This is a genomic window from Paraferrimonas sedimenticola (assembly GCF_002282855.1).
GTDB classification, from domain to species: domain Bacteria; phylum Pseudomonadota; class Gammaproteobacteria; order Enterobacterales; family Shewanellaceae; genus Paraferrimonas; species Paraferrimonas sedimenticola.
In genome coordinates this window covers 140,404-152,447 of record NZ_NRIR01000004.1, presented here as the reverse complement: position 1 = coordinate 152,447, position 12,044 = coordinate 140,404, and the positions used below count along the sequence as shown (strand labels likewise).

Below are 12,044 nucleotides of genomic sequence, written 5' to 3'. Positions count from 1 at the left end.
CTATCCCAAGTCTCCAAATCTAAGTTGCAGCGCACTGATCACGGTCAGAGCGGCAGTCTCGGTGCGAAGCACTCTTGGGCCGATTAGAATATCGGTGAAATCATGTGTTTGAGTAAGCTGAATTTCAGCGCTGGATAAGCCGCCTTCGGGGCCTATTAGCAGTCGTACTCGTTCGTTGGGTAACGCTAATTGGTTGATGCCGTGTTCGGCTCTTGGATGCAGATTTAGCTTTAGCGCCTGGCTTGGCTCTGCACACCAATCTTCCAAATTCATCGCCGCACGTACTTCAGGGACCGTGGCTCGGCCACTTTGCTCACAGGCGGCGATAACAATTTTCTGCCATTGGCCGATGCGTTTTTGTAAGCGCTCACCGCTTAACTTGACTCCACAGCGCTCTGAAAACAGCGGTGTAATGGTACTCACCCCGAGTTCGACTGATTTTTGCAAGGTGAAGTCCATGCGATCGCCACGGCTGATCACTTGGCCTAGATGTAGGTTCAACGGCGATTCGTTATCCGCAGCAACGCCGGTATTGGCTTGAACCTGAACTGATTTTTTGCTGGTTTGCAAAATTTCAGCGGAGTAGTTGTTGCCATCACCGTTAAACAGCTCAAGGGATTGCCCTGGACTCATGCGCAGCACGCGAGCGACGTGCCCTGCGGCTTCTGCGTCGAGGTCAAATGGGGTATTTGGCGTGATAGGCGCCGAGTGATAGATGCGTGGGACTCTCATCTTGTTGTTTCTAAAGCCGCTTTGTGCCCAGTCGATAAAGGCTTAGTGTAACCTAAAGTGATTCGCTTGTGCGCTCGCCTGCCGCCAAATTTTGAGGCTGACCACAGCGAGACTGAACGTAGCGATTGCGCGTACCCTGCTTGGCGGCGATCGCCAACTCGCGGGTGCACTCGCTTGGTAGGGGCGGGAATTGGCGGTCCCAAGCCTCAAACAACTGCTGTTGGGCGGGAGAAATCTGCAATCCGTACTGATCGCGCATGTACCAATAGGTTCGGGCGATTTGACCACGACTCGCCTCTGGCGGCGAGGCTTTGCGGGCTTTAAAGTCCACTTGCATGTCGCACTGACCGTATTGGCTTGCCCTTCCTGCCAGCGGTGAGAAGCGATAATTGCTGCGATCGCCGTTGACCTCGCCAATTGCCGGCACCAAGTTGTGCAGGTCGGCCTCCATCAAACGAAAAACCGGGTCACTTTTGCGGCACAGTTTGCGGCCACCCTGTTGCCAACACTGGCGTTGATGACCTAACTCCCAGGCGCTTACCAAATGCTCCCACTCGATTCTAGCGGCGCGTTTTTGCTGTTTACGCACCTGATAGCCACAACTTTGCCAGTCGACACTCCAGCGTTTTTGCTCCACCACAATGTCACAGCCGCAGTAAAAGGATTTTAACGGCAGCAGCTCTAGGTACAGACCTTTAGCGAGGCGTTTGGCTTTTTCAAACGAGGTTGGAATTTGCGTTTGCAGCGCAAAGCTTAGGGCACTGGCTAGAATAGTCGCCGTGCTCAGACAGATCAGTAACAGGTAGCGCATCAATTTTCCTACTCGCTTTGGCGCGAGTGACTTCGAAAATACGGGAACTATCTAGCAATTTGGGCGGAGATTTGGGTCAGCACATCACCACAGCGACGACACTGGTAACGAACCCCAGACAGTACCTTGTTGTGTCGCCGCAGTGTAAGAGATACCGGGCCGCAAGTACACTGATACTCAAAGGTTTTACCGATCACTTTGCTGACGTCAAAACTGTGAGTGGCTTTGGGATTTAAACCGAACACTTGCGCCATTAAGGCACGCCATTCAGGGCCGTGGGGGCGCACTTTACCGTACACTTGATGGCATACCAAATGGCACACTTCGTGAGGAACCACTTCTTGCAAAAAAGCCTGCTGATTGTCCTTGTATAGCACGGGATGAAAGCGCAGACGATTGCTGGTTAGGTAGGCGCTTCCGGCAGCCTTTCCACGTTGGCTAAATTCGATGCTAGGGCGAGAAAAGGAGCGTTCTAGTGCGGTTTCAAGCGCTTGAAAACAGGTCTCAACCCTTTGCTCAAGCGCTTGTTGAAGCTGACTATCGAGGTGGCGGCTAGAGGGCAAGCGCGGCCTCGGTCAGCATGGCGTGAATTTGCTTAACGATTTTTTGCTCGGTTTCTTTGTCGTAGCCTTTCACTCTAGGGGTGTGAATATGGCCAACCGCAATCGTGCTTTGGTGCAAGTCGCGTTGCAGCAGCGAGCGATAGCTGATTTCGTTAGACAGGTAACCACCGCCCGAGCCTTCAACCGAAGTCTGTTGCTGTAAGTAGTACAGACTGTCAGCGTCAAATTGGCCTTTTTCCAAAGTGGTGACCTGATGGTTGTCGATGACTTTCCAAGGCCCTTCAGCGCGTTGCATAGCTTCTACCGGCAAGGAAAACTCAATGAATTCAGGTCCGTTTAGCGCCTTTTGATGAAGCTGTGGTGCAACCGGCGATTGGGCATTGGCGCCAGTAAGGTGGTTGAGGTTATCCACCGCCGCCGCCGAGCGGTTACGCCCAGGGAAACGCTCTAAATCAAAGTGGTCGCGGCCCATGGAGATGGTGGTCACCATAGATACTTGGCTATTGCGAAACACAGGTGCTAACCAGGATTCAATCATACCTTGGTCAAAGTCTTCAAAACGCACGGGGATCATGACTGACTGGACTTGTACCTTAAGGCCATTAGCCTTCCAGGTTTTTCCATCGAGCCACAGAGCCGCCAAACCTGAAGGGTTGCTTTGGCTAATGTCTTTGTCGAGGAAGAAAGGGTCAAAGCCGCTGACTAGAATGGCGATATCCGTATCGTCATCAAATTGAATGTTGGCCATGCCGCGAGAATTGGTTTCCACTGCAGTAAGTGCGATGTTTTTCTGCCAATCGGCCATGGCAAAGCCCGGCTTAGTTTGCTTGATAGCTGAGCGCAGGGCCAGTCGTCCCCAGTATAAGGAACGGTCGTCCCAATGGCCCGATTGCACATCGCGTACCGCCTGTTGCCACAAGCGCTCCCCTTCGCGAGCGGCGATTTGCGTGGCCGGAATTTCAGCTTTGCTCTTGGCGAAGCGTTCAATGCTGATATCCAGCATAGGCTGGTAGCGAGTAACCACAGAATCTAGGGCTTGCTCGGCCTTGGTCAGACGGTTTTCTTCGACATCTAACGGCATCAAAGCGGCACTAACGGCGAAGGGTAAACCGGCGAGGGCGGTCAGGGTGAGACGTCGGGCGGTGGCAAACATGTCAGCAATCCTTTGGCATAGGTTTGCTGTCAGAGTATTACATGCGCTCTAAAGGCTCAATAGTTAGCGAGGTTGAGAGGGTAAATGTGGTGAAAAATGTGCGTCTGGGCTGGCGTTTGGCGAGCCCTCAAATAACACCACGCGATTGCGTCCTAGGTTCTTAGCGCGGTACATGGCAAAGTCGGCATCCGCCAACAGTTGCTTGTAGTCGTAGCCAGAGATTTTGGTGGTAGTGACGCCAAAACTGGCACTAACCAAGATACGTTTGCCCACTTGCTCGCTACCTAGGGCCAATAAGGCCTGGCGACATTGCTCGGCTAAGGCTAGTGCCTGATGTTGCGAACAGCCCGGCAGAATAAAGCCGAACTCTTCACCACCCAACCGTCCAAACAAGTCATTCTTGCGGCACACGTCTTTGCACACTCGCGCGGCTTGTTGCAGTACAACATCACCCACAGGGTGTCCGAAGGTGTCGTTGATGGATTTGAAGTGGTCAATGTCCAGCACAATCATGGCAACCGCTTGCGAGCGTTTGCGATTGAGTTGCAACAATCCCTTGGCTTGCTTGGTGAAGAAGCGGCGGTTGTAGCTGTCGGTGAGCGAGTCAAACTGAGCGATACGGCTGACCTGACGGTGCTTGCGGTGAATGCGATATAACCAGAACAGCAAAGCCAGCGACAGACTGGTCAGCAAAGCAATAAACAGGCGATTGTTGGACGCTTGTTGTTGAGCGAGGCGTTGCTCGAGGGTGAGCATCTGATTTTTTTGGTTGAGCATCTGAATTTGCGATAGCTTTTCGCTGTTGCGAAAACGGGTGAGCTGCATTGCCAATTGCTTTTCACCGTCGCTGAGCTCATCGCTGGTACCAAGCTGAGTGTAAGCTTGTAAGTAGGCCAAGGCGTCCTGATTATTTTGCGCCAGTAGTTCAATTTGGTAGCGCAAATAGTAGGCTCGTTTGAGCTCGGGTGTCGCCACTTGCAGCGATTCGCCAAGTTCAATTGCGCTTTGGGCGTAGCGGCGTGCCTGCCCCATGAAACCCAGTCGGAAATAGGCTTGTGCTGACAGGCGGTAGTAGCTAATTTGCAGCGGAGCGTACTGAGATTTAGCGAACAGGGCTTGGTGTTCGACCAATAAGGCCAGCGCTGTGTCCGCTTGCTCGTGATTAAGCCAATGCTGTGCGGTCAGTTGGTGAATGCTGGCGAGCATGATGCTTTCGTTGGCGGCCTGACAGTCGCGTACGGCCAGTTGCAACGGCATGCCGTTAGGGTCTAAGCGGTTGTCAAAACTGTGGGACTCGATAATTAGCCTTCTCGCTAAGCAGGCTTCTCTGGGACTTGGCTGAGCATTCAAAATCTTGGCGGCGTACTCGGTACCCAAGTGATAGAGCCCAAGTTGATTGAAAAACAGGCCCAAGGTTGCCATAGCTCGGTTTTTTTGCGACTGAGAAGATAGTTCGGGCATTTGTGCCATGGCATCTTCGGCGACCGTTAAGCCCTGCTGCCAATCCCGCATCAAACCGTAACTAAATACCAGCAGGGTTTGCGCTTCAAAACGAAGCTCTTGAGAGCTAGACCGGTCAATTAATCGGGTCAAGGCCGCGCGAGCGCTTTGGTGGCGGTTGAGGAAAATGTCGCGATGAGCGCGCAGCAGTGTGTAGCGCTCTAACTGGGATTCATTAAGCGCCAAATCCATTTGAGCCAGCTCTTGCATCAGTTGCTCAAAGCGATCCGGATCCTGAGTTAAAGTGGCATCGGCGTCATTGAGTTTGGCTTCGATTGTTCGGTCACTAGCCATGACGTTGCTGGCGCACAGCAAAACCACCAACACCCAAAGGGTACTGGCTAAAGCCTGCTTTATATTTTTACGTGTGCTGGGCGACATAGCGCGATTCCTAATTCTTCCATAACCGAGGAGTTGAGCGCAAAACGGCCAAAGCACAGTCACTTTGGCCGCCAACTCGCTGGGGTTCTAAATTAATAGTAGTTGGCATTTAGCAAAGCGCTGCAAAAATTGAGGGAAAATTGAAAAAATCAGCTCACGGGCGTAGCTTGCTCCTATGACCCTGACAAAACACACAAATTTATTAGCCATCAACAAAGGTTGGGCAGTGCGAGTCGGCTTAGCGCTGGCGCTGTTAAGCGCTTTGGTGGCTTGTTCAAATGGCGAGGGGCGCTCTCACACTCAAACCGCAAGGGTTGCAGCACCAGTTTCAGGGGTGATTGTGGCGAACATGAACCCTGATATCCGTCCACAGGATGACTTCTACGGCTACGTCAACGGCGGCTGGCAAGACAAGGCAAAACTGCCAGCCAACAAACTCGCCACGGGTGCTTTTTACGATTTACGCGCCTTGTCGTTACAAAGGTTAAAGCTATTGGTGGAGGAAACCGCTGAAGGCGAAGACTGGCCAGCGGGCAGCGAAGCTCAGATGATTGCCGATATGTACCGCTCGGCGATGGACATTCGTCGATTAAATCGACTCGGCCTGAAGCCCATAGCGCCCTTACTCGAGCAGATCGACGCCATTCAATCCGTTGACCAGCTCATGGGGTTCTTTGCCGACTCGCAAATCCTTGGCGGCGGCACGCCTCTGGCTTTTTACGTGGGCATCGACAGTAAAGACTCGAGCAACTACATCGGCCAATTCTGGCAATTTGGTCTTAGCCTACCAGACCAGGATTACTACCTAGCCTCAACCGAGGAGATGCAAAAGCTTCGTCGCGGCTTTCGCAAGCACGTAGTGGAATTGTTTCGACTGGCTCGGCTACCAGGCGCCAGTGATGCCGGAGAACAGGTGTTAGCCCTTGAAACCAAGCTTGCCGAGATCCACTGGGATAGAGTGCAAAATCGCGACGTGGATTCTCGCTATCATCGCTTTAACCAATCCGAGCTGCCCCAAATTACTGACCGCTTCCACTGGGACAGCTATTTGCAACGACTGGGCCTTCCTAGCGACGAGCCAGTGTTGATTAATCAACCCAGCTACGTCGCTGGACTGGGTGAGTTGTTGCACAGCCTCTCGCTTGACGATTGGAAAACCTACGCCCGCTGGCACACGCTCAACAGTTTCTCAAGTTTATTGGGCGATGAATTTAAGCAAACGCGATATGAGTTTTTTGGTCGTCAGGTAGAGGGACTATCCGCCGCAAGGCCCGAGTGGAATCAGGCGGTCAGTTTAGTCGACGACAGTTTGGGCGATGCCTTGGGACGCTTGTACGTGGAGCGCTATTTTTCAGAAGACGCCAAGCAGCAAGTGTTACGCATGGTGGGCAACATTAAAGTGACCTTTGCTGAGCGCATCAAAAATCTGGAGTGGATGAGCCCCCAGACCAAACAAAAAGCACTAGCCAAACTGGCCGCTATGCAGGTGAAAATGGGGTATCCAGACCAATGGCTGGATTACTCAGGTTTAGATATCGATTCGCGCTATTTGGTGCGCAATTGGATGAATTCCCAAACCTATGAGCATCAAAGGCAATTGCGCTTTTTACAGGAGGGAGTCAAGCCTTGGCATTGGAGTATGGCGCCACAGCGAGTGAACGCTTATTACAGTCCGACGCGCAACGAAATCGTATTTCCCGCTGGCATTCTGCAAGCACCCTTCTACGACGCTAGTCATGATGACGCGCTCAATTATGGGGCTATTGGCACCATCATCGGCCATGAGATGGCGCATGCGTTTGATGACCAGGGTGCTCGCTACGACGCCAATGGCAATTTGAATAATTGGTGGAGTGAAGCGGACTACACCGCGTTTCGCGAGCGTACCCATGCCTTGGTGACTCAGTTCAACGGCTACCAATGGAAGGACGGTCAAGCGCTCAATGGCGAGTTAACTCTGGGCGAGAATATTGGCGACTTATCCGGGTTGGCTATCGCGTATGAAGCCTATCGCCACAGTCGCGCAGGTAAACCTGCCCAGACCCTTGATGGCTTTACGCCCGAACAGCGCTTTTTTATCGGATTCGCGCAAATCTGGCGTTCTAAAATCAACCCTCAGACAATGCGCAAGCGGCTGACCACAGGCACTCACTCGCCGGCTCAATTTCGAACCATAGGTCCCTTGTCCAATTTCACACCTTTTTATCAAGCCTTTGACGTTAAGCCCGGTGATGGCATGTATATTCCGTCGCAACAACGGGTTTCAATTTGGTAAAACTGCGGGCTGACTTTTAATCTAAAAACAGAGATTTAGGAGTCAGTTCAAAGCGCTAGCACTTGAACAGCGACTATGGTTAGAGTTTTCTGATATAGTCGCGACGCATTGATTCGCCTTAAGCAGAGGAAGGCTGTTATGACTCGCCCGATAAAAGTGGCCTTGTTGGTAGATGAGTACTTCGGTGGTGCAAAAACTGCCTTTGGTGGGTACGGATTTTTAGCGCGACACATAGTTGCCAAGCACTTGCCTAATGACGAGTTTGAAGTGGAAGTGCTCTTGAAAAAGACCGGCGCCAAACTCAGGTACGCCCCTAAGTGTTACATGGTTGATGGCATACCTGTGTATCACCTCGCCAGCACACCTTGGGATTGGAACAATCGCCGTTTCTTGCGCAAAAAGAACTATGACGTTTATCTGTCCATCGAGCTAACCAATCGTTCTTTTGAAATCATGGCCATTGAGCCGGACACCTCAAAGCCTTTGTTGCTCTGGGTGCAAGACCCCAGACCAAAAGCCGACTGGGAAGAGATAGATACGGTTGAGTTGTTCGCTGAGGACAGTTATTACCATCAACCCACTTACGATTTTGTTCATCAGGCGCATCAAAATGGTCGGGTTCAGTTTGTTACTCAAGCGCACTTCTTAACGCCAAAAGCCAAAGAGTTGTATCGACTGCCAGCCGATACGCCAATTCCATTTTTGCCCAACCCTATCGAAATCGACCGAGACTTCGATGTGGAGCAATACCCCAAAAAGAATCAAGTGATTTTTCTGGGACGCATTGAGTCGGTAAAACGCGGCTGGCTGTTTTGCGAAATTGCCAAGGCCATGCCCGAGCTTGAATTCATTGTATTGGGCAAATCTGGGCGGGATCAGGAAGCCAACCAGAAAATCATGGCGCCTTACTACGAGATTGAGAATCTGACCTTTGCCGGTCACGTGGAAGGTGAGCGAAAACAGCAGTTTTTGCGCGATGCCAAGGTGTTGGTTAACACCTCTATTCACGAAGCCTTGCCGGTTTCTTTCTTAGAAGCGCTAGAAGTCGGCACTCTGCTCGTGAGCTGCCAAAACCCAGACAACTTGACCGAGCGATTTGGTCATTACACCGGCGTGGTGCTTGGTGATGGTTTTGATAAAGTGCCACTTTTCGTTGAGGGGATTCGCAAACTCATAGACAAGGAAGCCGAGCGTCAAGTGCTGGCAATAGAAGCGCGTCAGTACATCCTTGATACTCACTCCATTGAAGCCTTTCAGCGAGATATGCGCGCTGCGCTAAAGGGGATTGTTAAGCGCTAAGGTGGAGGTTACTCAGGTGTACGCAAGTCGCCAATCTGTGCGATTTGGACTTGATAATCACTGTACCAAAGCTGCTTGCCTAGTACTTGAGCACGCCTGTGCTCAGGGTCGGCTTGCCAAGCCTTAATCGAGGCCAAGTCTGGCCAATAGGACAGGGCGATCTCCTGTTTGCCCTCGCAGGCGCTAACAAACTCCAAGCAGCCGTACTCGCGAATCGCTTTGTCTCTTAATTTCACCGCCAACTCAGTGTATTGAGGGTCGAGCTCAGCGGTGGTCGCTCGAAAAATCACTACCAGCATAAACCACTCCAATCGTCCTTAAGCTAAGTTAGGGCGGCTAGGCGGGATTAGCAAGGTTAGTCAGCCAGACGCTCTGATAAGGTGCGAGCTGCAGGGACTTTTGGCTGGGATCAATGCTTTGCTGGCTGAGCAAATCGGTCCACTGGTCTAACTCGGTTAGGTTGATTTCCGATAGAGGCAGGGACTGAGTTTGACTGCTGACGTTGTGGATTGCGAATACGCTTTGGCGACGGTCCAAGCTCTGGCGCCAGATGCCAAATAAGTGTTTGCCCAACTGCAATGTGTACTGAGTGGCATTGGGGTGAAATGCGCTTTGGTGCTGACGAATGCCAACTAGACGCTTTAGTGCAGTTAACGCCTTGGCGTGGTGGCTATCGGTATCCGCGAGTGCGCTTTCTAGTTGGTCTGCTTGCCAGCGGTGGCGATTGATGGCGCGATTGTGCTGGGAGTGCTGCAATTTGTGATAGTCGTTGCCAGTGGCCAACCAACTGTGAATGTAGATCGCCGGAATGCCCTCAAGCGATAGCATGATGCAGTGGGCGCAGATGAATCGAGCCAACTGATGAGAGTCCACTCCTTTGGCGGTGCCCTTCAGTGCGTCGAAGAGACTGATGTTTATCTCGTAAGGTTTGACCCTTTGCTCGGACAAGTTCCGCCAGGAAATGCGTCCGCCAAATCCTTGCATGGTGTTAATTAAGGTTTGGGTTTCGGCCTCATCCAATATGTGTTCGACCGGGCGCAGACCAATGCCATCGTGGGACGCTATAAAGTTCAAAAAGAAGGTGCCGTTTTGCGCCGGCGGCATGGCCATCGCCCAGTTGCTCAAGTGACTGGCATCACCGCTGATTAGAGTGTGCAGCAGCAGTGGCGGCAAGGCGAAATTATAGATACCATGGGCTTCGTTAGCGTTGCCAAAGTAGCTTAAGTTCTCGCGGTTAGGAATATTGGTTTCGGTAATGATCACCGCATTTGGCTGGGCGTGCTCCACCAATAATCTGAGCAGTCGAACTAGGGTGTGGGTTTGAGCCAGATTGAGGCAATTGGTACCTGGGATTTTCCACACAAAGGCGATGGCGTCTAGGCGAAATATGCGCACCTTGTGATTCAAGTAATGGCGAATGATGGCCAAAAACTCCAGCAGTACCTGTGGATTTTCAAAGTCCAAATCCACCTGATCACGGCTAAAGGTGCACCACAACCAGCGCTCACCATCGACGCTGGTATAGCTTTGCAGCAGGTCGTTGGTGCGTGGGCGTACCACCTGAGACAAATCCCAACTCGGATCGGCGCACTTGAAAAAGCCACGGCCGGGATCGCGATTGTGGCGAAAGTTCTCAAACCAACCGCTACGGGCCGAACAGTGGTTGATCACCAAGTCCGCCATCAAGTCCCAACGCTCGCCTATGGCGCGAATGTCATTCCAATCGCCCAGTGAATCGTTGACCGAGTAATAGTCGATGACCGAGAAGCCGTCGTCCGAGCTGTAGGGAAAAAAGGGCAGTATGTGCACCCCTGATACGGTTTCCGCCAGCTGGGCTTCGATAAACCCGTGCAGTGTACTCAAGGGTTTCTCACCGGACTTGAGAATACTATCGCCGTAGCTGATCAGCCAACAGTCGGATTGATCCCAACTGTTGTTATGGGCGCTCGGTGTAGTTACCTCAAAGTCCAATTCCATTTGATACAAGCATTGGCGTGCCAACTGATGGGCATCCAGCTTGGGGTAGAGCTGTTCTAAATAGGCAACAAGGCGTTCAAATAGAGAACCGTGGCTCATTAACTGGCCTTAGCAGGAAGCTGCAAGAACTCTTGAGTGTCCAGCTCAACCGCTTCCACCAAACGCTCCAAAATGTCTGGTACTGCGGCTGACACTCGATGCCAACTAGGAATAAATGGCGTTTCCATGCTGTGGTTGAGAAAGTTGTCACCGGCTTTGAGAATGTTCTCGGCAAATAGCTCTACCGCGGCTTCTTCTTTGTGCACGTCAATGTCCAAGCCATTGATGATGGCATCGTTGCGGTAAGACTCGATAAAGTCCAACGCCAAACGGTAGTAACTGGCTTTTATCGTACGCATCACGCCTTCGTTAAACACCGCACCCTGAGTGGCGAGCTTGCGAAACAGAGCTTTGGAGATGTCGATGGACATTTTTGACAGTCCACCGTTGTCGTTACCGGCGGACAGGTCTTGGTGTTTGTGGTCGTAGCGGTCGCAAATGTCCACTTGGCACAAGCGGTTACTGGCGTAATTGCGCTTCATCTCTGCCAGCACACCAATCTCCAGTCCCCAATCGGATGGAATACGCAGGTCGTTAAGCACGTCTAAGCGGAAAGAGAACTCGCCTGCGAGCGGGTAGCGGAAACTGTCTAAGTATTCCAGGTACTCGTTGTCGGGGAATTGGCGTTTTAGGGTGCGAATCAGCGGGGTCACCAGTAAGCGGCTGACGCGGCCGTTGAGGGTACCTTTAGCAGCGCGAGCGTAATAGCCTTTGCAAAATTTGTATTGGAATGCAGGCTGAGCCACTGGGTACAACAAGCGTGCTAACAAGCCGCGCTCATAGGTAACTATGTCGCAATCGTGCAGTGCTAACGCCTTAACTTGATTGGTGGCCAAGGCATAGCCAAAGCAATACCAGACGTTGCGGCCTTTGCCCATTTCCTCTGGGGCTAAGCCCTTGCTTCTCAGTTCTGCGTCGATGGCACGCAGACGCGGGCCGTCGTTCCAAAGTACTCGATGCTGCTGCGGCAACTGGCCAAAAAACTCCAACGCGTGCTGGTACTCAGCGAGGTTTGCTCTGTCTAAGCCAATGATGATTTGAGATAGGTAGGGTACCTTTTTGAGCTCATCGATGATCTTGGGCAGTGCTTGAGTTTGCAACTCCGAGTACAGCGAGGGCAGTACTAAGCCCAAGGGACGGCGCTTGGCGAACTGGCACAAGTCGCTTTCTAAATCTTCCAGCGAGCGACAGTTGAGATTGTGTAGGGTAGTTATCACACCATTTTGATGAAAATCTGCCATGCGTGTTTTCTCC

General features: G+C 51.9%; 10 protein-coding genes. 2 read left to right on the top strand and 8 right to left on the bottom strand.

Features of this window, described 5'->3' with window-relative positions:
• The 5 genes from rsmE to CLC93_RS08685 all read right to left on the bottom strand — a co-directional run bounded on the left by rsmE (window position 1) and on the right by CLC93_RS08685 (window position 5,140).
• On the bottom strand, window positions 1-732 hold the full coding sequence (gene rsmE, locus CLC93_RS08705; protein ID WP_095505575.1) for a 16S rRNA (uracil(1498)-N(3))-methyltransferase: 732 nt from the start codon (window positions 730-732) through the stop codon (window positions 1-3).
• A gap of 52 nt (window positions 733-784) precedes the next feature.
• Complete coding sequence (locus tag CLC93_RS08700) at window positions 785-1,543, bottom strand: endonuclease (protein WP_095505574.1); 759 nt, start codon at window positions 1,541-1,543, stop codon at window positions 785-787.
• Window positions 1,544-1,590: 47 nt separating this feature from the next.
• Window positions 1,591-2,106: a SprT family zinc-dependent metalloprotease gene (locus tag CLC93_RS08695; RefSeq protein ID WP_095505573.1), complete on the bottom strand. Its 516-nt coding sequence runs from the start codon at window positions 2,104-2,106 to the stop codon at window positions 1,591-1,593.
• Window positions 2,096-3,259, bottom strand: a complete 1,164-nt coding sequence (locus CLC93_RS08690; protein WP_095505572.1) for a C15 family peptidase — start codon at window positions 3,257-3,259, stop codon at window positions 2,096-2,098. The genes CLC93_RS08695 and CLC93_RS08690 overlap by 11 nt, the downstream gene beginning before the upstream one ends.
• Window positions 3,260-3,322: 63 nt before the next feature.
• Window positions 3,323-5,140: a GGDEF domain-containing protein gene (locus CLC93_RS08685; protein ID WP_095505571.1), complete on the bottom strand. Its 1,818-nt coding sequence runs from the start codon at window positions 5,138-5,140 to the stop codon at window positions 3,323-3,325.
• 226 nt (window positions 5,141-5,366) lie between these two features.
• Here CLC93_RS08685 and CLC93_RS08680 point away from each other — a divergent pair, with 226 nt between their 5' ends.
• Window positions 5,367-7,415, top strand: coding sequence for a M13 family metallopeptidase (locus CLC93_RS08680; RefSeq protein WP_169902919.1), 2,049 nt, complete (start codon window positions 5,367-5,369; stop codon window positions 7,413-7,415).
• Window positions 7,416-7,553: 138 nt separating this feature from the next.
• Window positions 7,554-8,714 carry a glycosyltransferase family 4 protein gene (locus tag CLC93_RS08675; protein ID WP_095505569.1) on the top strand — a complete coding sequence of 387 codons (1,161 nt, stop codon included), beginning with the start codon at window positions 7,554-7,556 and terminating at the stop codon, window positions 8,712-8,714.
• A gap of 8 nt (window positions 8,715-8,722) precedes the next feature.
• Here CLC93_RS08675 and CLC93_RS08670 read toward each other — a convergent pair whose 3' ends face one another.
• The 3 genes from CLC93_RS08670 to CLC93_RS08660 are packed head-to-tail and all read right to left on the bottom strand — an operon-like array spanning window position 8,723 to window position 12,031.
• Window positions 8,723-9,013: an antibiotic biosynthesis monooxygenase family protein gene (locus tag CLC93_RS08670; RefSeq protein ID WP_095505568.1), complete on the bottom strand. Its 291-nt coding sequence runs from the start codon at window positions 9,011-9,013 to the stop codon at window positions 8,723-8,725.
• A 37-nt stretch (window positions 9,014-9,050) separates the two neighbouring features.
• Complete coding sequence (locus tag CLC93_RS08665) at window positions 9,051-10,790, bottom strand: sugar phosphorylase (RefSeq protein WP_095505567.1); 1,740 nt, start codon at window positions 10,788-10,790, stop codon at window positions 9,051-9,053.
• Window positions 10,790-12,031, bottom strand: a complete 1,242-nt coding sequence (locus CLC93_RS08660) for a glycosyltransferase family protein (protein ID WP_095505566.1) — start codon at window positions 12,029-12,031, stop codon at window positions 10,790-10,792. The genes CLC93_RS08665 and CLC93_RS08660 overlap by 1 nt, the downstream gene beginning before the upstream one ends.
• Window positions 12,032-12,044 lie beyond the last annotated feature (13 nt).

Excerpts from the sequence above, each read along its gene's own strand:
- rsmE (WP_095505575.1), bottom strand. The coding sequence starts at position 732 with ATGAGAGTCCCACGCATCTATCACTCGGCGCCTATCACGCCAAATACC.
- CLC93_RS08685 (WP_095505571.1), bottom strand. The coding sequence starts at position 5,140 with ATGTCGCCCAGCACACGTAAAAATATAAAGCAGGCTTTAGCCAGTACC.
- CLC93_RS08665 (WP_095505567.1), bottom strand. The coding sequence starts at position 10,790 with ATGAGCCACGGTTCTCTATTTGAACGCCTTGTTGCCTATTTAGAACAG.
- CLC93_RS08700 (WP_095505574.1), bottom strand. The coding sequence starts at position 1,543 with ATGCGCTACCTGTTACTGATCTGTCTGAGCACGGCGACTATTCTAGCC.
- CLC93_RS08670 (WP_095505568.1), bottom strand. The coding sequence starts at position 9,013 with ATGCTGGTAGTGATTTTTCGAGCGACCACCGCTGAGCTCGACCCTCAA.
- CLC93_RS08675 (WP_095505569.1), top strand. The coding sequence starts at position 7,554 with ATGACTCGCCCGATAAAAGTGGCCTTGTTGGTAGATGAGTACTTCGGT.
- CLC93_RS08660 (WP_095505566.1), bottom strand. The coding sequence starts at position 12,031 with ATGGCAGATTTTCATCAAAATGGTGTGATAACTACCCTACACAATCTC.
- CLC93_RS08690 (WP_095505572.1), bottom strand. The coding sequence starts at position 3,259 with ATGTTTGCCACCGCCCGACGTCTCACCCTGACCGCCCTCGCCGGTTTA.